Annotated in this window: 21 protein-coding genes and 1 pseudogene; 9 read left to right on the forward strand and 13 right to left on the reverse strand. The window is 62.7% G+C overall.

Annotation, left to right across the window (positions count from 1 at the left end; all coding sequences use genetic code 11):
- Nucleotides 1–4 precede the first annotated feature (4 nt).
- From ETW23_RS13385 to ETW23_RS13395, 3 genes are all read left to right on the forward strand, one after another.
- Complete coding sequence (locus tag ETW23_RS13385; RefSeq protein WP_134830274.1) at nucleotides 5–418, forward strand: hypothetical protein; 414 nt, start codon at nucleotides 5–7, stop codon at nucleotides 416–418.
- Nucleotides 415–945 carry an ImmA/IrrE family metallo-endopeptidase gene (locus tag ETW23_RS13390; protein WP_254695209.1) on the forward strand — a complete coding sequence of 177 codons (531 nt, stop codon included), beginning with the start codon at nucleotides 415–417 and terminating at the stop codon, nucleotides 943–945. Before ETW23_RS13385 ends, ETW23_RS13390 begins: the two co-directional genes overlap by 4 nt.
- 91 nt (nucleotides 946–1,036) lie before the next feature.
- Entirely contained in the window at nucleotides 1,037–1,279 is a 243-nt protein-coding gene (locus tag ETW23_RS13395) for a CDGSH iron-sulfur domain-containing protein (RefSeq protein ID WP_129370247.1), read from the forward strand.
- Between the two features lie 77 nt (nucleotides 1,280–1,356).
- Here the strand turns inward: ETW23_RS13395 and ETW23_RS13400 are convergent, their stop codons facing one another.
- The 5 genes from ETW23_RS13400 to ETW23_RS13420 all read right to left on the reverse strand — a co-directional run bounded on the left by ETW23_RS13400 (nucleotide 1,357) and on the right by ETW23_RS13420 (nucleotide 3,393).
- Entirely contained in the window at nucleotides 1,357–1,635 is a 279-nt protein-coding gene (locus ETW23_RS13400) for a DUF6455 family protein (RefSeq protein WP_134830276.1), read from the reverse strand.
- Nucleotides 1,632–1,892: a DUF6455 family protein gene (locus tag ETW23_RS13405; RefSeq protein ID WP_129370245.1), complete on the reverse strand. Its 261-nt coding sequence runs from the start codon at nucleotides 1,890–1,892 to the stop codon at nucleotides 1,632–1,634. The genes ETW23_RS13400 and ETW23_RS13405 overlap by 4 nt, the downstream gene beginning before the upstream one ends.
- A 40-nt stretch (nucleotides 1,893–1,932) precedes the next feature.
- Complete coding sequence (locus tag ETW23_RS13410) at nucleotides 1,933–2,196, reverse strand: DUF6455 family protein (protein WP_027258172.1); 264 nt, start codon at nucleotides 2,194–2,196, stop codon at nucleotides 1,933–1,935.
- 88 nt (nucleotides 2,197–2,284) lie between these two features.
- The gene (locus ETW23_RS13415; protein ID WP_205879900.1) at nucleotides 2,285–2,677 is read right to left on the reverse strand and encodes a YigZ family protein; all 393 of its coding nucleotides are present in this window, start codon (nucleotides 2,675–2,677) and stop codon (nucleotides 2,285–2,287) included.
- 2 nt (nucleotides 2,678–2,679) lie between these two features.
- The gene (locus tag ETW23_RS13420; RefSeq protein WP_134830277.1) at nucleotides 2,680–3,393 is read right to left on the reverse strand and encodes a M48 family metalloprotease; all 714 of its coding nucleotides are present in this window, start codon (nucleotides 3,391–3,393) and stop codon (nucleotides 2,680–2,682) included.
- A gap of 149 nt (nucleotides 3,394–3,542) precedes the next feature.
- Here ETW23_RS13420 and ETW23_RS13425 point away from each other — a divergent pair, with 149 nt between their 5' ends.
- The gene (locus ETW23_RS13425) at nucleotides 3,543–3,782 is read left to right on the forward strand and encodes a hypothetical protein (protein WP_129370243.1); all 240 of its coding nucleotides are present in this window, start codon (nucleotides 3,543–3,545) and stop codon (nucleotides 3,780–3,782) included.
- Nucleotides 3,783–3,785: 3 nt separating this feature from the next.
- On the opposite strand, the gene ETW23_RS13430 is transcribed toward ETW23_RS13425, so the two are convergent.
- Nucleotides 3,786–4,067 (reverse strand): DUF167 domain-containing protein, encoded by a 282-nt coding sequence (locus tag ETW23_RS13430; RefSeq protein ID WP_134830278.1) that lies wholly within the window; start codon nucleotides 4,065–4,067, stop codon nucleotides 3,786–3,788.
- A gap of 198 nt (nucleotides 4,068–4,265) precedes the next feature.
- On the opposite strand from ETW23_RS13430, the gene ETW23_RS13435 reads away from it, so the two are divergent.
- Nucleotides 4,266–4,844, forward strand: coding sequence for a nitroreductase family protein (locus tag ETW23_RS13435; RefSeq protein WP_134830279.1), 579 nt, complete (start codon nucleotides 4,266–4,268; stop codon nucleotides 4,842–4,844).
- Nucleotides 4,841–5,530, forward strand: a complete 690-nt coding sequence (locus tag ETW23_RS13440) for an EI24 domain-containing protein (protein ID WP_129370240.1) — start codon at nucleotides 4,841–4,843, stop codon at nucleotides 5,528–5,530. The genes ETW23_RS13435 and ETW23_RS13440 overlap by 4 nt, the downstream gene beginning before the upstream one ends.
- Before the next feature lie 320 nt (nucleotides 5,531–5,850).
- Here ETW23_RS13440 and ETW23_RS13445 read toward each other — a convergent pair whose 3' ends face one another.
- Nucleotides 5,851–6,126 carry a DUF1467 family protein gene (locus ETW23_RS13445; protein ID WP_129370239.1) on the reverse strand — a complete coding sequence of 92 codons (276 nt, stop codon included), beginning with the start codon at nucleotides 6,124–6,126 and terminating at the stop codon, nucleotides 5,851–5,853.
- A gap of 56 nt (nucleotides 6,127–6,182) precedes the next feature.
- Nucleotides 6,183–6,587, reverse strand: a complete 405-nt coding sequence (gene mce / locus ETW23_RS13450) for a methylmalonyl-CoA epimerase (RefSeq protein ID WP_134830280.1) — start codon at nucleotides 6,585–6,587, stop codon at nucleotides 6,183–6,185.
- A 176-nt stretch (nucleotides 6,588–6,763) separates the two neighbouring features.
- On the opposite strand from mce, the gene ETW23_RS13455 reads away from it, so the two are divergent.
- Nucleotides 6,764–7,483, forward strand: coding sequence for a response regulator (locus ETW23_RS13455; protein ID WP_134830281.1), 720 nt, complete (start codon nucleotides 6,764–6,766; stop codon nucleotides 7,481–7,483).
- 1 nt (nucleotide 7,484) lies between these two features.
- A complete protein-coding gene (locus ETW23_RS25175) occupies nucleotides 7,485–7,625 on the forward strand; it encodes a hypothetical protein (RefSeq protein WP_164982706.1) in 141 nt (46 codons plus the stop codon).
- Between the two features lie 427 nt (nucleotides 7,626–8,052).
- Here ETW23_RS25175 and ETW23_RS13460 read toward each other — a convergent pair whose 3' ends face one another.
- The 5 genes and pseudogenes from ETW23_RS13460 to ETW23_RS13480 form a co-directional block, all read right to left on the reverse strand.
- Nucleotides 8,053–9,261, reverse strand: coding sequence for a DUF1501 domain-containing protein (locus tag ETW23_RS13460; protein ID WP_134830282.1), 1,209 nt, complete (start codon nucleotides 9,259–9,261; stop codon nucleotides 8,053–8,055).
- A 15-nt stretch (nucleotides 9,262–9,276) separates the two neighbouring features.
- Entirely contained in the window at nucleotides 9,277–10,662 is a 1,386-nt protein-coding gene (locus ETW23_RS13465) for a DUF1800 family protein (protein WP_134830283.1), read from the reverse strand.
- A 234-nt stretch (nucleotides 10,663–10,896) separates the two neighbouring features.
- Nucleotides 10,897–12,750, reverse strand: coding sequence for an aspartate--tRNA ligase (aspS, locus tag ETW23_RS13470; protein WP_129370234.1), 1,854 nt, complete (start codon nucleotides 12,748–12,750; stop codon nucleotides 10,897–10,899).
- A gap of 373 nt (nucleotides 12,751–13,123) precedes the next feature.
- Nucleotides 13,124–13,777 carry an aminotransferase class IV family protein gene (locus tag ETW23_RS13475; RefSeq protein WP_134830284.1) on the reverse strand — a complete coding sequence of 218 codons (654 nt, stop codon included), beginning with the start codon at nucleotides 13,775–13,777 and terminating at the stop codon, nucleotides 13,124–13,126.
- Nucleotides 13,720–14,924, reverse strand: a pseudogene (locus ETW23_RS13480) (aminodeoxychorismate synthase component I). The gene ETW23_RS13475 and the pseudogene ETW23_RS13480 overlap by 58 nt, the downstream one beginning before the upstream one ends.
- 199 nt (nucleotides 14,925–15,123) lie before the next feature.
- Between ETW23_RS13480 and carB the strand changes: the two are divergent.
- Nucleotides 15,124–18,471: a carbamoyl-phosphate synthase large subunit gene (gene carB / locus ETW23_RS13485; RefSeq protein ID WP_134830285.1), complete on the forward strand. Its 3,348-nt coding sequence runs from the start codon at nucleotides 15,124–15,126 to the stop codon at nucleotides 18,469–18,471.
- The last annotated feature ends 134 nt before the right edge of the window (nucleotides 18,472–18,605 follow it).

Below are 18,605 nucleotides of genomic sequence, written 5' to 3' on the forward strand. Positions count from 1 at the left end.
CTCCATGCAGGAACATAACAATAATTTCTCTTACTACATTAGCGGAGCAGCGTTTTTTGTTGCTATAGCGGCATTTACCTTTGCATGCTGGAGCGTCCAAACCGAAACCCTTAACGATGGGCAACGCAACGAAATTGCCATTGTTCTTACAACTGTTGAAATCGTAATAGTTATTGCCGCGATCTTTGGGTTCTGGACCATCAGGGAAAGCGTCGCTCGACAGACACGTGACATTGCGAAGGCCGAAGCCGGAGAGATTGTCACAAAATTTCTCGAGCAAAATGGCAGCGATCTAATCAAGGAAGCCTTTAAAGACACTGAGTTAGTGTCTCGACTGGAAGCAGCCTTCCAAGACTCAATGATTGATAGTAGCGCTGATGCTGACTATGTAGATGATGACCCAGATTGGAAGCCATGATGAACAAGCGTCCGATTGACATTGTCAAGGAGCGTCTCGACACTGTTCCAGTTAACGTGGGAGCAATTCTGCGAGCACTGGATGTTGACGTGCGAAAAGACGCTGAACTTGGCGAAGACATCTCCGGCGAGATTAGGCGGGATGGCGAAAGGTATATCGTCTCCACAAGTGGTGATGAGCATGCATTTCGGCAGCGGTTTACGCTGGCGCATGAACTTGGCCACTTTGTTCTGCACAAGAGCCTTATCGGGACTGGCTTGGACGACAGCAAGATGTACCGGAGCACAGAGGCTGGTGATTTTTACAACACTGCCATCAAGCTTGCTCATGAGAGACAAGCAAACAGTTTCGCGGCGAAAGTCCTGATGCCAAAGCCCCTTCTTAAGCAAAAAATTGAGGAAATGTCTGAGGGTGACTCTAAACCGCATATTTCTGAGCTCTGTGATCTTTTTCAAGTATCGTATTCAGCGATGAAGTGGCGTTTGGTGAACTTGGGATGGGCACATAAGGTAGAGGGTATCGTGTAGGCTCTAGCCTGGCATTGGTTTTCCCTCCCCTCGCCCCATTTCCCTGCTACGCTCTCCTCCAACCGCAACCAGCCAGGGAGAGCGCCCAGCCATGACAGACACTCCGGAAATCGCCCAGAAAGCCCCCTTCCCCGTCGAGGTGACTGAGGGAAAGACCTATTTCTGGTGCGCCTGCGGCAAGTCGCAAAAGCAGCCGTTCTGCGATGGCTCGCACAAGGGCACGGCCTTCGAGCCGGTGAAATACAAAGCAGAGAAGGACGGCAAGCTGTTCTTTTGCGGCTGCAAGCACTCTGGCAAAAAGCCCTTATGCGACGGCAGCCACTCCAAACTCTAGCAGACCATCCCGCACGCCAAACCGCCAGGCCTGCCAAGCCCGCCGAGCAGGTCACACTGGGCAGGCAATGCGCCGGCCTAAGGCATCAGCCGTTTAAAGACAGCTGCAGCTGGACAGAATTCCGGAACAGCGGGGGTGCCGCCGCCGCGGCGGGCGGAAATCCACAGCGCGCAGGACTGGCTGCAGCCCGCACCGCGGCAGGAGGTCACCATCCGGGCATAGTCCAAACCGTTGAGCTGCCCGGTTTTCACCGCATGATCCAGATCGACGCCCGCAGCCCCGGCCACGGCGCGCAGCAGCCATAGGTGACGGAAGATATTGCCGAGGCTCTGGGCCTCCGCAGCCATGTCCCTCATGCACTGCGGTCCTTCAATTGCATCAGTGCATCTGCATTGCGGCAACCCGGCATCGGCGCCCTGGTGTGGTCATTGGCGGACAGGAAAGCCTCGCATTGCCCTCGTGCTTCGCAGCCGCGGCAGCGGGTGATCATCGCAGCCCAGTCCGCGTGGCTGATATCCCCCGCGGCAAAGGCAGATGTAAGATCCGCCCCCGCAGCCTGGCCCATCCGGGTCATCAGCCGCAGATGATACAGAGGGTCCCCCAATGGCTGCATGTTCGAACTCCCTAAAGAGACCGGAAGAATTCCGGGGCCATCAGGCCTGCTGCTCGTTCAAATAGCCAAGCAGGTCGCGGTTGCGGCAGAAATCAGGCGCCTCGGCACCTGGGCGCGGCCCTTCGGCCAGCCACTTGCGGCAAGCCCCGACACCGCCGCAACGGCTGCAGCGCAGCACTGCCTCGGCGATCTCGTCAAAGCGCAAAGTTCCGGCAACGGCCTCTTCCTCAAGATCCAGCCCGACGGTGCCGGCCATCCGGTCAAACAGTTCGGCGTGCTTTTTCAGATCGGCATGGGTGGTCATCGCGCAGTCCCCCGGATTCATTCATTTCGGGTATAGCTTAGCGGCAGGGCGCAGGCGCCGATTTGATGCAGGTCAAACGGGACCGGGTTCAGGCGGATTTCCCGCCCAGGTGGCCGAGATACGCCCGCACCGCATCCTGCACCCGGCGGAACCGGTCGCCGCCCAGTTTCTTGCCGCCATACCAGCGGGTGACGATGATCACGTGATCCTTCAGGCCCTCGCGCTCCATCATCCGCAGGATCACCATGCCCGCGCCGCTCTCGCCGTCATCAGCCTTAAGCCCGCCCGCAGGCAGCATCGCAGCCCAGGTGTTGTGGGTCGCCTTGGCATAGGCGCGGTCAGACTTCAGCTTAGCCAGCACAGCGTCGACCTCCGCGCGTGAGGCGACCCGCGCGCCCGTCACTGCATAGCGCGAGCCGCGGTCGGTCAGCACCACACCCAGCATCTCCAGCGCGGGCGCAGCCTGATCCTTGGCAGTCATGCTCAGTTCAGCCCGTGGCGGTCGATGGTGGCCTGCACCACCCGCACCCGGTCCGGGTTGGCAGGATGGGTGCCCAGGAAACGGTCGCCGGGATCCGGCAGCCGGTTGAAGAAGCGCACGCCGATGCTGGGCCGGTAACCGGACTGATGGGTGATAAGGGTGCCCAGCTCATCCGCCTCCAGCTCAAAATCCTTGGAATAGGTGCGCGCGCCGACATAGCCGCCCACATCCTGTGCGGTGGAAACTGTTGCGGCGCTGCCGCCCGCAAGGGCTGTGATCAGCCCTGCACCGGCGCTGACCAGCGCCGAGTTCTGCGCCTGCCGCGCCAGATGGCCGCGAATATGGTGGGCGGCTTCATGCGACATTACAAAGGCCAGCTCGTCCTGGTTGGCGATCTGCCCCAGCATCCGCTGCGTGAAGGTGATGATAGGGCGGCCGGAACGGTCGAGGCTTTGATAAGCATTGGGAGCCGCGTTGGGATTCGGATCGATGCGGATCAGAAAATCGCAGTTCAGCCCCTGGGTCCGGCTGCGGCACGCGCGTTCAGCCACCGGCTCCACCCGCCGGGACACCGACGCAAAGGCGGTGCGCGCCTCCCCCGGTGCCATCCCCTGCACCCGGGGTGTCCGCGCAACCGGCGCAGATTGCGGCGCAGGCTCAATCGCTACATCACAGGCGCCGACGGCAAGAGCAATGAGACACAGAAAACGGCGCATGGCACTTCCTTTTGCAGTTCCGGGCCACTTTATCGCGCATGGGTGGCGGAAGGCAATCGCCCGGCAGCGGAACCTTGCTGCCAGATCCATGTGATAGTCTGTGATTGCAAGGCCTTGCCAGCAGCCGGGCGGCAGTGCAGGCTGGTCTTATGTTTACCATAGAGCATGAATTCGACTCGACGGTTATTACCCTGGTGGATGAGGACGGAACCCCGCTCACCGAGGATGTGACCATCAATTCCTTCACCGAATGCGTGACGGTCGAACAATACGACCCGCGCACCGACAAAGTGCAGACAATCACCTTGTCCCATTTGCAGGTGCGGGATCTGGCCGCAGCGCTGGACCTGCCGGAGGGCGTCTACAGGCTTGTGCCAGGTGATGACTAGGCGTCAGGCCGGGCCGTTGTAGACAAAAACCTTGTTACGCGAGGTTGCACCGCGGTGCAGGACCAGATTGGACGCCGCGGTGCCCATTGCCGCGGCCAGAAGGCTGCGGACGGCATCGTTGGCCTTGCCGTTCTCCGGCGCCGCGGTAACCGAAATCTTAAGCACGCCCTCTGCCGGCACAATCGCATTGCGCGCCGCCCTGGGCGCGGCCCGCACCGCGATTTCCATCCCCGGAACACACAGTTGGCTCAGGTCCGGCAGGTCTTTCTTCTTCGGCTTTCCCATAGCACCACACTTGCCCTGTGCGGGCAGCAAAAACCATAGACTTTACCGCCGCCCCGCAGCTACCAACGGGTCAACGAAGCCCAGCCCCGCCGCCTGCTGCCTTTGCAGCACAGGTGCAGCACGCAAGACCCGTTGGCTCTTGAAAAATCGCCAGTGCTTGCCGAAATAGGCGGCAACAGATGTAAATAGGTTTCACATATGCCTGCACGCAATGACGCCGCCCTTGAATTCCTGCTGTCGCGCCGCTCACGCCCGGCCAAAACGCTGGTGGCGCCTGCGCCGTCGCGCGAAGAGCTGCTGCCGATCCTGACCGCCGCCGCCCGCACGCCTGATCATGGCAAGCTGGAACCCTGGCGCTTCATCGTGGTGGAGAAGTCCGCCATGGCCCGGCTGGCCGCCCTGACCGAAGCGGCAGGCGCGCACTTGGGCAAAACTGCGGAGGACATCGCCAAGGGCCGCAGCCAATTCGACCAGGGCCAGCTAGCGGTGGTGGTGGTTGAGGTGCAAAAACACAGCCCCAAGATCCCGGCGCGGGAACAGATCTACTCCGCCGGTGCTGTCTGCCTGGCGCTGCTGAATGCCGCCCTGGCTTCGGGTTGGGGTGCCAACTGGCTCAGCGGCTGGGCCAGCCATGACCGCGGTTTCTGCCAGGCGGCTTTTGATCTGGCGGAAAACGAGCACATCGCCGGCATCATCCATATCGCCACCGAAAGCTCCGCCCCGCCCGAGCGCCCGCGCCCGGACCTGGATGCCATTACAACCTGGGTGACCGCATGATCTTCACCGCCTTTTTCAAGACGCTTGGCCAGACCGGCGACCCGCGCTTCCGCAAGGTGCTGTTTCTGGGGCTTGGCCTCACCATTGCCCTGCTGATTGCTGCCTATGCAGGCTTTTTGATGCTGATCCAATGGCTGGTTGGTCCCGAAGCCACCCTGCCGCTGCTGGGTGACGTCACCTGGGTCGATGACCTTTTGTCTATCGGCTCGCTGTTCTTCATGCTGGTGCTGTCGGTGTTCCTGATGGTGCCGGTGGCCTCGGCCATCACCTCGATGTTCCTGGAGGAGGTCGCCCAGGCGGTAGAGGACAAACACTACCCCGCCCTGCCCCCCGCGGCCAAGGTGCCGTTCTGGGATGCGGTCAAGGACACGGTGAACTTTCTCGGCCTGCTGATTGCCGCCAACATCCTGGCGCTGTTTCTTTATGTGCTGTTCCCGCCCGCAGCGCTGTTCATCTTCTGGGGCCTCAACGGGTTCCTCTTGGGCCGCGAATACTTTACCCTCGCCGCCGCCCGCCGCATTGGCACGGCGGAGGCCAAGAAACTGCATCGCAAACATGCCACCACGATCTGGGCCGCCGGCACGCTGATGGCGATGCCGCTGTCGGTGCCGCTGGTGAACCTGGTGATCCCGATCCTGGGCGCCGCCACTTTCACCCATATCTACCACGCGCTGTCCCGTAGATAGACAGCCGCCCCCGCGGCAGCCGGGTCAAGGCCGACGCAGCCGCCGCGCGGCAGCGCGGTTCAGCCTTGATGCGGTTGCCGCGGGTTGAAAAATGGAAATGGCGTTTTGAAAGGCAGACCTGCCTTTCAAGCGCTTCTCAGCAAAAACACTTCCTGTTATCATTTCCTATTTTCGCAATGCGTTGCGGCCTGCTCCAGCCCGGCAAGGGCTGGCCGCCGCGCCGCGCATCAGCGCGGCGCCATGCCCAACGGGCTGCGGCGCATTTCAATGCGTCCCAGCCGGGCGGGAGAGCCTGTGCTGCTGAAACAATTGCCCGCGGTTCAGTCCCGCTCAGGCAGCATTCCCATCCAGTCAAAATCACGCACGCTGATCAGTTCGGACAAGATAATCCCGGCAGTAATGCCCCAGATCACCGCAGCCACGCCGGTGGTGATCCAGGCCTTCTGCTTCAGAAAGTGCTTTTCCGGCGCGCCCGCGTGGGTACCGGGCAGCACATCGCCCTTGTCGCCCTGGGTCTCCAGCCGGATCGGGATGATCACCAGAAAGGTCAGGAACCAGATTACTGCATAAAGCACGATTGCAGATGTAACGCCCATAGCTCCGGCCTTCCGTTTTTGCCCTGCCCCGGATCCGGGGCAGGGTGCTCATAACGTCAAACTTCTTCGAGTTCCACCAGGCAGCCGTTGAAATCCTTGGGATGCAGGAACAGCACCGGCTTGCCGTGGGCGCCGGTCTTCGGCTCGCCTGACCCCAGCACCCGGGCGCCTTCGGCCAGCAGGTGGTCACGCGCCGCCAGGATGTCCTCCACCTCATAGCAGACATGGTGGATGCCGCCGGCCGGGTTCTTCTCCAGGAAGCCGTTGATCGGCGAGTTCTCCCCCAAGGGATACAGCAGCTCGATCTTGGTATTGGGCAATTCGATAAACACCACAGTGACGCCGTGATCCGGCTCGTCCTGCGGCTCGCCCACTTTGGCGCCCAGCGCATTGCGGTACTGGGCGGATGCGGCCTCCAGATCGGGGACGGCAATGGCAACATGGTTCAAGCGGCCAATCATATCGGATGTGCTCCTCTCACAGACATTCCTCCGCCCCGCTTATGGGATGGGTGCTGCGCCGCGGCAAGTGCGCCAATCCGCACGGCAGCCTTCCACAACGGCAGAGCACGCGCTGTTAACGAGTAATTAGCCTCGAATCCCTAGCGTCGGAGCATATCCCGCAAGGAGGATACGTTATGGACGATTCGGAACTGTTTGCTGCCGCTCAACGCCTGCCCACCACCCGGCGCCCGCTATTGGGGCTGACTATCCTGGTGGTCGAGGACAGCCGCTTTGCCTGCGAGGCTTTGCGCCTGCTCTGTCTGCGCAGCGGTGCCCGCATCCGCAGGGCAGACTGCCTGAAATCCGCCCGCCGCCATCTGCAGGTCTACCGCCCGTCGGTGCTGATTGCCGATGTCGGCCTGCCGGACGGTTCCGGCCTCGATCTGATCCGCGAACTGTCAGAGGCCAGCCCGCGCCCCGGCGTGATCCTGGCCACCTCGGGCGATCCAACGCTTGAAGAGGCCGCGCTTGAAGCAGGGGCTGGCGGTTTTCTGGAGAAACCGATTACCTCGCTTGCAGCCTTCCAGGAAAAAATTCTGTCAAATCTGCCACCCGACCGCCAATTGTCCGGTCCGCGCGCGCTGGAAGACGAAACAGTGGAACCCGATTTCCTTGCCTACCGCGATGACATGGCCCATGCTGCCGATGTGCTGAACATGAACCAGGAAGAAAAAACCCTGGCTTATCTGGCGCAGTTTCTGGGCGGCGTTGCCCGCAGCGCCGGCGACAACCCGCTTGCCGAGGCCGCCGACCGCCTGGCCCGTTCCCGGCGCAAGGGAAAACCGCTGACCCAGGATGCTGCAACCTTGGCCGGCCTTGTACAGGAGCGGCTGGAACGCCGCGCGGCGATCTGACATGGCCGAAGCTTTTCTCATCGCCCTCGCCACACTCGTCATTGTGCTTTACGGCCAAACCCGCCTGGAAGCCCGCGCCATCCGCCGCAATCGCGGGGGCACTGACAGCCGCGCATTGATCCTTTCATCACGCAATCAGTGACCCCTGCGCGCCGCCATAGCCGCCTGCCGGTTTTGGCCGCATCTGCTGGGACAGGGTGACCTGCCACTGGTGTCATAACCGTCTGCACTCCTTCTGCGGAAAGCTGGCGGTACCCTGATTGTCCGGCTGGGCCCAGCCAGAAGATATGTTCCTCCCGACGGGCAACAACGCTCCGTTTGCAAATTGGGCACGGCCAGCCTGCTAACGTCTGCGGACCAGCCAGGCGGCAATCGGCGTATTTCCAAGCCGGATCATCATAACTTTCCCTATCCGCACTTTCTTCGGGCGTTCTCCCGCGCCCGCAGCTCAGCGACTTGCGCCGCAGCGCTTGGCGGCCTTGGGCCCGGCACCGCCTTTCAGGCGGTGCCGGGCCCAACGGCTCAGACCGTTCCCTGAACGGGTTGAGCGGGCGGGAGAACCACGGCTCTTACAATAGCAAACCGGGATCCTCTGCCATGGCCAGCCCCGGAAACACACTAGTTTCCAGATCACTTTTCCGGGCATCTGCCAATCCATGCAACAGCCAAGCAAGATGCTGGCGCACATCCGCTGTCGGCATCAGATCCCGGCGGTCATAAAGATCAGCCTCCGCCAGTCCCGGCCAGCGCCCCAGCACCCTGCCGCCGCGGATCGCCCCGCCTGCCAGCAGCATCGCACCGCCGGTGCCATGATCGGTGCCGCCAGTGCCGTTCTCGCGCACGGTGCGCCCGAACTCGGTCACAGCCGTCACCGCCGTCTTGCCCCAGATCCCGTCCCCCAGGCCGCTGCGCAGTTTCAGGACGGTCTCCGACAGCCGCCCCAGCGCGGACTTCAAGCCGTTTGCCTGGCGGTAATGCGTATCCCAGCCATTGATCGAAAACGCCGCAATCCTGGTATCGCCGCGCAGCTGCTCCGCAGCATAAGCGGCAATCTCGGTATGCGCTCTCCCCTTCGGCGCCGCCTGCATCATGCCGCTGTCCCCGCTGCCGGTTTCTTCGGATCCCAAAGACAGATCCTGCCGGGTCAGCTCCAGCGCCTCATTCAATGCCCTGTGGAACAGCGGATCCTCTTCCATCAGCAAGCCCGCCAGCCGCTCGGCCTGCGGGCTTAGCGCCAGCCCCGCCCCCGGCGCCCATTGCGAGACCGGCGCTGCCCCGTCCAGCAGCAGCATCCGCTCCTGACCGATAGCAAAAGCGGTGCGTGCCTCCACTCCGGGCATCTGCTGCAGCAATCGGTTCAGCCAGCCGCCTCTTGCGTCGCCCAATGCCGCGGTGCCCGCTTCCAGCAGGTCCTGGCCGTCAAAATGGCTGCGCCGGTCGCGGTAGGGGGTAGATACCGCCTGCACAAACCCCAATTCGCCTGCACGCCACAGCGGCAGCAACGGTGCCAAGCCTGGATGCAGGGCATAGAACCCGTCAAGATCGGCCGCCCCGGCCTGCGGTCCGCCCGACAGGGTCTGCCGCAAGCCGGCCAATGCGGGGTCGCCGTAAGGCTGCACCGCATCCAGCGCATCCATGCCGCCGCGCAGAATGATCACCACCAGCCGCGTGTCCCAGGGGGCCGCGGCAAAGCTGACCGGCGTGACCAGCGGGCTGGCCGCCAGAGAACAGCCCAGCATGGCAGAACGGGTCAGCAAGGATCGGCGTGTCAACTGCATGAAGCAAACCTCCTGTTAGCGGCGCTGAAAGGCCGGAGAGGTCAGGATCAGCCCGACCGCCTCTGACTGGGTTTCGGCGGCGCGGGCTGCAAACCGGACCCGTTCATTGGCAAATCGGCCCAGCGCCGCAGTGGCAAAGACACGCGGATCCGGCAGCGGCTGCGCCAGCCGCCGCGGCGCGGCCATCGCCCAGCGCAGACGCGCAGCCAGAGCTTGCGGCGTGATCCAGGACGTATCCTCTTCGGGCCAGCCATCCGGCCCGCCGGAGAATTCCCAGCGTTGACCCATCGGCGTCAGCGGTGCCAGCAGCAGCCGGTTCAGCTGCCCTGGCTTCAATGCGGAAAACCGCGCCTCAGGCACCGCAAGTGCGCGGCAGGCAGAGGCCACATAGTCAAACGGCGGTTTAACATTCTGCAAATCCGGCCGCCAGGCCGCGGGGTGTTCCAGCAGCGCTGAATAGACCTGCATCAGATCGCCGCCGCTGTCCTGATAGCGGGCCGCCAGATGCGACACCAACCCCGGCTCCGGCTGGTCAGAGGTGAAATGCACCGCAAGCTTCCACGCCAGATGCTGCGCAGTGGCAGGATGGCGTGCCAGATCACGCAACACCGACAGCACCTGGCCCAGCTCCGGCTTGCCGCCGCCATAGGTTTGCCCAAGCACGGTTTCCGCCCCCGGTTCAGCCATTCCAGGGCGGAACACAAAACCCTTGTCCTGCGCGGCGGTCAAGCCGGTGAACAGCTCGGCCAATTGCCGCACATCCGCCTGGCCATATGGCCCATCCACGCCCAGCGTATGCAGTTCCAGCACTTCACGGGCGAGATTTTCATTCAGCCCGCTCAGCCGCTTGCGCCGCTTCGCCGCCCGGCTGCCCGGCCCGGCCGAGCGGTTCTGATCCAGGTAATGCAGCATCAAGGGGCTGGTGGCTGCGGCGATCAGCATATCCTCGAAACGGCCCGCCACAAGCGGCCGGATGACGCTCTCGGCATAGGGTGCGGCCAGAATGCGCAGCGCTCCGTTTTTGCCTTGCGCGGTAAAATGATCGGCCCAGAACAGCACCAGCCGTTCGCGAAAGGCATCGCGGGTAAAGACGTGGCGCAGCAACCTTTGGCCGTGCCACCTGAACCGCGCCGCATTATGCCCGCGGCGGTAGGCTTTAAAGGCCTTGTCCGCGGCCTCGTACCCTTGCCCGCCTTCCTGCCGCTTGCGGTCCCGCCTCAGCCGCCGGAATTCCTTGGCGCGCGCAAAGGCTTCGTCAAAACCGCTGAGAGGAAATCTGAGAGCCATTTCATCGGCGCCTTGCAGGCGGCTCAGCATTGCCTCTGCCGAAACCGGAGGCCGCACCAGCGGCGACAGCCCTGCCCCAAAGCGGATCTCCGCCAAATCTCCGTCAAACTGCATCGCCCTGTTCTCCCTGGACGGCCTGATCTCCCTGGACGGCCTGGCTTTACTGCAGATTAGAGCATCCACGCCCGGGTCCACAGCTGATTTTCATGTGATACGCAGATCTCCGCGCGTTCCGTCGCCTGTTCTGCAGATTTTCGGACCACCGTTGCCCGGCAAAAATTCCGCCTTGGCCCCAACGAAAAAAGCCCGGACAGTCGCCCGGGCCTTCTTTCGACATCTAAATGCGGTTTACTGATCCTGCGGGATCACGCGCAGACCCAGTTCCATCAGCTGATCGCTCATCGGCTCGGAGGGGGCCGACATCATCAGGTCCTCGGCGCGCTGGTTCATCGGGAACATGATGACCTCGCGGATGTTGGCCTCATCGGCCAACAGCATCACCATACGGTCGATGCCGGCCGCGCAGCCGCCGTGCGGCGGGGCGCCGTACTGGAACGCATTGACCATGCCGCCGAACCGCTTCTCGACCTCATCCTTGCCATAGCCGGCAATTTCAAACGCCTTGAACATGATCTCCGGCTTGTGGTTCCGGATCGCGCCCGAGACCAGCTCGTAACCGTTGCAGGCCAGATCGTACTGGTAGCCCTTGACCGCCAGCGGATCGCTCAGCAGCGCGTCCATGCCGCCCTGCGGCATCGAGAAGGGGTTGTGCTCGAAATCGATCTTGCCGGTTTCCTCGTCCTTCTCGTAGATCGGGAAATCCACGATCCAGCAGAAGGCAAAGCGGTCCTTGTCGGTCAGGCCCAGCTCTTCGCCGATCACCGTGCGGGCGCGGCCTGCAACGCTTTCGAACGCCTTCGGCTTGCCGCCTAGGAAGAAGGCCGCGTCGCCCACATCCAGGCCCAGCTGCTGGCGGATCGCTTCAGTGCGCTCGGGGCCAATGTTTTTGGCCAGCGGGCCCGCCGCCTCATTGCCAAGGACAATCTCACCCGATTTGATCATGGCGTTGACGTCTTTAACGGTGATCCCGCGCTCCTGTGCGATGGAATCCGCCGATTGCTTGCGCCAGAAAATATAGCCCATGCCCGGCAGGCCTTCGCCCTGGGCAAACTTGTTCATCCGGTCGCAGAACTTGCGGCTGCCGCCGGTCGGCGCCGGGATGGCGCGGATTTCGGTGCCTTCGTTTTCCAGCAAGCTGGCGAAGATGGCAAAGCCGGAGCCGCGGAAATGCTCGGAGCAATCCTGCATCTTGATCGGGTTGCGCAGGTCCGGCTTGTCGGTGCCGTACCATTTGGCGGCATCCTTATAGGAGATCTGCGGCCATTCGCTGTCAACTTTGCGCCCCTTGCCGAATTCCTCGAACACACCCTGCATCACCGGCTGGATTGTGTCGAAAACATCCTGCTGGGTGACAAAGGACATCTCCAGGTCGAGCTGGTAGAAATCGGTGGGTGAGCGGTCGGCGCGCGGGTCTTCGTCGCGGAAACAGGGCGCGATCTGGAAATATTTGTCAAAGCCCGAGACCATCATCAGCTGTTTGAACTGCTGCGGCGCTTGCGGCAGGGCATAGAACTTGCCCGGATGCAGACGCGAGGGCACCAGGAAGTCGCGCGCGCCTTCGGGGGAGGAGGCGGTGATGATCGGGGTCTGGTATTCGTTAAAGCCCTTGTCCCACATGCGCTTACGGATCGATTGGACCATGTTTGAGCGCAGCAGCATATTGCGCTGCATCTTCTCGCGGCGCAGGTCCAGATAGCGGTAGCGCAGGCGGGTTTCTTCCGGGTATTCCTGCTCGCCGAAGACCATCAGCGGCAGCTCTTCGGATTTGCCCAGCACTTCGATATCACGGATGAAGACTTCGATCTCGCCGGTGGGGATTTTGGCGTTCACCAGGGCCTCATCGCGCGCCTTGACGTTACCGTCAATGCGGATGCACCATTCCGAGCGGACTTTCTCGATCTCGGCAAAGACCGGGCTGTCCGGGTCGGCCATAACTTGCGTGACGCCGTAGTGGTCGCGCAGGTCGATGAACAGCAATCCGCCGTGGTCGCGCACACGGTGAACCCAGCCCGACAGGCGGACGGTGTCACCGACATTGGATTTGTTCAGTTCGGCGCAGGTATGGCTGCGATAGGCGTGCATGGCGGGACCTTTCGTGTCTCGGGTCGTCTGTCCGGGTGGACCGTCATTCTGGAGATGCGCCGGACCGGCGCCTGAATTCGTCCGGGGTGGTACACAAGTTTGCGGCGTGGTTGTCAAGCAAACAGGGCAATTTCAGCGCTTCCCACCTTCCCTTTCCGCAGGCTGCACCCTGTGCAGACAGGCTCCCGCCCCTTCCGCATCCCATCGCTGACGCGACAGGGCGGTAAGCGTTGGGCCTGGCGCCCCGCCGTTGGCGTGGCGCGGGCGGCGTCCGGACGCCGCCGCAGCGCACCAATGGTGCGCTGCCGGGCCCAAAGAGCAATGGCCCGCTGGCGCCAGCCAGGAGGCTCTTGTCTGCGGGAGCGCTCCCCCCTCAGACCAGCCTTGCCGGGATCAAACCGCGCAGCGAATTGCCCATGCGGACGGCCTGCGCCTCTTGCAGATCCTGCAAGCCAAGAACCGCCTCGCAGCAATCACCCCGCTCCAGCATCACCTGCCGCAGGATGCCCGGCAGCAGGCCGCAGGTCAGCGGCGGCGTCACCACCTGCCCGTCCGGGCGGGTCACAAACAGATTGGTAATGGTGCCCTCGCACAGCTCCCCGCGCTGGTTCAGAAACAGCAGCTCATCCACACCCTCCGGCAGCTTTGCCCGTGCGGCATCATACACCGCGCGGCGGGTGGTCTTGTGCTGCAGCCAGACATCGGCCGGATCCAGCCTTGTTTCAGCGATGCCCAACCGCCATTCCGCAGGGCTGCTTCCCAGCGGCGGCGCCGTCAGCTCCAGTTGCCCGCCCGCGTCCAAAGTAAGACGGCAGCGCAGCGGCATGCCGCCGGCAGCCTCCGCCAGCACACGCCGCGCCTGCTCCGGCTCAAAGGGAATGCCAAATTCAGCCGCACTGCGCACCATCCGGGCCAGATGCTGCTCGAGATGCCGGAAGCCTTCGCCGGGGTGCCAGCCCAGCGTCTCGATCAGGCGGAAAGCGGGATCGTTCTGGATGGCGTCACGCGGGCAAACCGGGCTTTCCATAGCGCTTCCTCATACTCAGACTCTGCGGTGCTGTCCCAGACCACGCCGCCGCCTACGTTGAGCGTCGCGCTGCCCTTTTCCAGCATCAGCGTGCGGATCGCCACGTTGAATTCCGACGACCCGTCCGGTGCCGCCCAGCCGATGGTGCCGCAATAGATGTCACGCGCCCAGGGTTCCAGATCCGCGAGGATCTCCATTGAGCGGATTTTGGGCGCGCCGGTTATGGAGCCGCAGGGAAACAGCGCCGCAAAAACCTCTGCCAGCCCGGCATCAGGCCGCAGCTTTGCCCGCACCGTGGAAACCATCTGGTGCACCGTGGCATAGCTTTCGACCGCAAACAGCTCCGGCACATGCACCGAGCCGGTCTGCGCCACGCGGGAGATGTCGTTACGCAACAGATCCACGATCATCAGGTTTTCAGCGCGGTTTTTCTCATCCTGGCGCAGGAAATCGCGACGGCGGGCGTCCTCGACCGGATCATCGCTGCGCGGCTGGGTGCCTTTCATCGGGCGGGTCTCAATCATGCCCTCAGCATCGGTGCGGAAGAACAGCTCCGGCGAGCGCGACAGAAGGTCCGGCAGGCCGTCCTGCTGGACCAATGCGCCGTGGCCCACCGCCTGCTTGGCCTGCAGTGCGGCGTACAGCTCCTCAGCAGAACCATAGGCCTCTGCATCAATCGGGAAGGTCAGGTTGGCCTGATAGATGTCGCCCTTGCCGATATTGCGGTTCACCTCAGTGAACGCCTTAGCGTAGCGCTCATAGGTCCAGCGGGGCGCTATGCCTTCCAAACCTGCTCCGTCCGGCTGAAGGCCGGGCAGCACCCGACCCTCCCCACGGGAGGGCGCTTCCGCCCCTCCCAAGTCCGGGCGCTGCCCTCAGCGTTCTGCGGCAGTGGCTGCTCATACACTCCGAAATTCATCAGCGGCAGCCGCCGCTCCTTTGGCATCCGCCCTGCCAGCCTTGGCTCCAGCGCGTAGCCCAGCTCATAAGACGCATATCCCGCCAGCCAATGCCCCTCGGCGCGTGCCGCATCCAGCGCTGCAAGTGCAGCGGGCACGTCCTCCGGCACGTCCGCACGGATCACGCGCAGCGGCTGGTCGAAACATGTGCCGGCCCCCTTAGGGCCCTGATCAAAGCGAATCCGCACCGGAATTGACTCCCCAAGGTCTTGGCCCCCACATATAAACGTTCGCTATGCGAACAAAAGGGGTGGATGCGGCATTTCCAATTCCGTTTCCGATCCCCCTTGAACCTTTCAGCGCGGTCCCTATAACGCAGGACAATTTGGGCACTTGCCAGTGCCCCTGATTCAAAGCTGCCCGCACGTCAACCAAAGGAATATGGCCATGCCTAAAAGAACCGACATCCAGTCGATCATGATCATCGGAGCCGGTCCGATCGTCATCGGGCAGGCCTGCGAGTTCGACTACTCCGGTGCCCAGGCGTGCAAAGCTTTGCGCGAAGAGGGTTACCGGGTGATCCTGGTGAACTCCAACCCCGCCACCATTATGACCGACCCCGGCCTGGCCGACGCCACCTATATCGAACCGATCACCCCGGAAGTGGTCGCCAAGATCATCGAGAAAGAGCGCCCCGACGCGCTGCTGCCGACCATGGGCGGGCAGACCGGGCTCAACACCTCGCTGGCGCTGGAAGAAATGGGCGTGCTCGAGAAATTCGGTGTCGAGATGATCGGCGCTACCCGCGATGCCATTGAAATGGCTGAAGACCGCAAACTGTTCCGCGAAGCGATGGACCGCCTCGGCATTGAGAACCCGCGCGCCACCATCGTCACCGCACCCAAGCTGGAGGACGGCAAGGCAGATCTGGACGAAGGCATCCGCATCGCGCTGGAAGCATTGGACGACATCGGCCTGCCCGCGATCATCCGCCCGGCCTTTACCATGGGCGGCACCGGCGGCGGCGTCGCGTACAACCGCGAAGACTACATCCACTTCTGCCGCACCGGCATGGACGCGTCCCCGGTGAACCAGATCCTGGTGGATGAAAGCCTGCTGGGCTGGAAAGAGTTCGAAATGGAAGTGGTCCGCGACAAGGCGGACAATGCGATCATCGTCTGCTCGATCGAGAACATCGACCCGATGGGCGTCCACACCGGCGATTCGATCACCGTGGCCCCGGCGCTGACGCTGACCGACAAAGAATATCAGATCATGCGCACCCACTCGATCAACGTGCTGCGCGAGATCGGCGTGGAAACCGGCGGCTCCAACGTGCAATGGGCGGTGAACCCCGCCGATGGCCGTATGGTGGTGATCGAGATGAACCCGCGGGTGTCGCGCTCCTCGGCACTGGCGTCCAAGGCGACCGGCTTCCCGATTGCCAAGATCGCCGCCAAGCTGGCGGTGGGTTACACTCTGGACGAGCTGGACAACGACATCACCAAGGTGACCCCGGCATCGTTCGAACCGAGCATCGACTATGTCGTGACAAAAATCCCGAAATTCGCGTTTGAGAAATTCCCCGGCTCCGAGCCGTATCTGACCACCGCGATGAAATCGGTGGGCGAGGCCATGGCGATCGGCCGCACCATTCATGAATCATTGCAAAAAGCGCTGGCGTCGATGGAATCCGGCCTCACCGGTTTTGACGAAGTGGATATCCCCGGTGCGCCGGACAAAGCGGCGGTGTTCAAGGCGATCAGCCTGCAGACCCCGGACCGGATGCGCACCATCGCCCAGGCGATGCGCCACGGGCTGACGGATGATGAAATTTTTGGCGTCACCAAATTCGACCCCTGGTTCCTGGCCCGTATCCGCGAAATCGTCGAGGCCGAAGATGAAGTCCGCGACGGCGGCCTGCCGACGGACGAAAAAGGCCTGCGCGCGCTCAAGATGCTGGGCTTCACCGACGCCCGCCTTGCCAAGCTGACCGGCCAGACCGAGGCTGAGGTCCGCAAGGCCCGCCGCGCGGCCGGCGTCAACGCCGTGTTCAAGCGGATCGACACCTGCGCCGCCGAATTCGAAGCGCAGACACCCTACATGTACTCGACCTATGAAGCGCCCGCCTTTGGCGACGTCGAATGCGAGGCACGCCCCTCTGACCGCAAGAAAGTGGTCATCCTCGGCGGCGGCCCGAACCGGATCGGCCAGGGCATCGAGTTCGATTACTGCTGCTGCCACGCCTGTTTTGCGCTGACCGACGCGGGCTATGAGACCATCATGATCAACTGTAACCCCGAGACCGTGTCGACCGACTATGACACCTCGGACCGGCTGTATTTCGAACCGCTGACGTTTGAGCATGTGATGGAAATCCTGCGGGTAGAGCAGGACAACGGCACCCTGCACGGCGTCATCGTGCAGTTCGGCGGCCAGACCCCGCTGAAACTGGCAAACGCGCTGGAAGAGGAAGGCATCCCGATCCTCGGCACCTCGCCCGACGCCATCGACCTGGCCGAAGACCGCGAACGGTTCCAGACGCTGGTCAACAACCTGGGCCTCAAGCAGCCGAACAACGGCATCGCCTCCACGGACGAGCAAGCGCTGGAAATCGCAGAAAAAATCGGCTTCCCGCTGGTGATCCGCCCGTCTTATGTGCTGGGTGGCCGGGCGATGGAAATCGTCCGCGACATGGACCAGCTGAAACGCTACATCGCCGAGGCGGTGGTGGTTTCCGGCGACAGCCCGGTGCTGCTCGACAGCTACCTGGCCGGCGCGGTTGAACTGGATGTGGACGCGATCTGCGACGGCAAAGACGTGCATGTGGCAGGCATCATGCAGCACATCGAAGAGGCCGGCGTGCACTCGGGCGACAGTGCCTGCAGCTTGCCGCCCTACTCGCTTGGCAAGCCGGTGATCGAACAGATCAAGGAACAGACATTCGCATTGGCCAAAGCGCTGAATGTGGTTGGCCTGATGAACATCCAGTTCGCGATCAAACCCAATGACGCCGGCGAAGAGGAAATCTATCTGATTGAGGTGAACCCGCGCGCGTCGCGCACGGTGCCGTTTGTCGCCAAGGCAACCGACAGCGCCATTGCCTCGATCTCGGCCCGTGTGATGGCAGGTGAGCCGCTGTCGAACTTCCCGATGCGCGCGCCCTATAAGCCGGACGCGGGCTATGACGTGAACACCCCGATGGCCGATCCGATGACCCTGGCCGACCCGGATATGCCCTGGTTCTCGGTCAAGGAAGCGGTGCTGCCCTTTGCCCGCTTCCCCGGCGTCGATACCATCCTTGGCCCCGAAATGCGCTCCACCGGTGAAGTCATGGGCTGGGACCGTTCCTTTGCCCGCGCCTTCCTCAAGGCGCAGATGGGGGCCGGCATGGTGCTGCCGTCCTCGGGCCGCGCCTTCGTCTCGATCAAGGATGCCGACAAGGGCCGGCTGATGCTGGAAGCGGCGCAGATCCTGGTGGAGCAGGGCTTTACCCTGGTCGCCACCCGCGGCACCCAGACCTGGCTCGAAGGCCAGGGCGTGGCGTGCGAGCTGGTGAACAAGGTCTATGAAGGCCGCCCCCACGTTGTGGACATGCTCAAGGACGGCGGCGTCCAGCTGCTGATGAACACGACTGAGGGCGCGCAAGCCGTTGAGGACAGCAAGGAAATGCGCTCGGTCGCGCTTTATGACAAGATCCCCTACTTCACCACCGCAGCCGGCGCCAATGCCGCTGCACGGGCGATCAAGGCCCAGGCCGAAGGGGACGTCGAAGTGAAGTCGCTGCAGGGCTAGGCACCCTCTGCCCGGACGCTTCAACGTTATGTTTTTAAAGCCCCGGCAACGCCCGGGGCTTTTCCTTTGCGTGCTGTGCTTTCACACAGCCGTGTAGAGTTGTGACCCGGTAAATCCCTGAACTGTGCGACCGT

The sequence above is a fragment of the Leisingera sp. NJS201 genome, from assembly GCF_004535885.1.
Lineage (GTDB): Bacteria > Pseudomonadota > Alphaproteobacteria > Rhodobacterales > Rhodobacteraceae > Leisingera.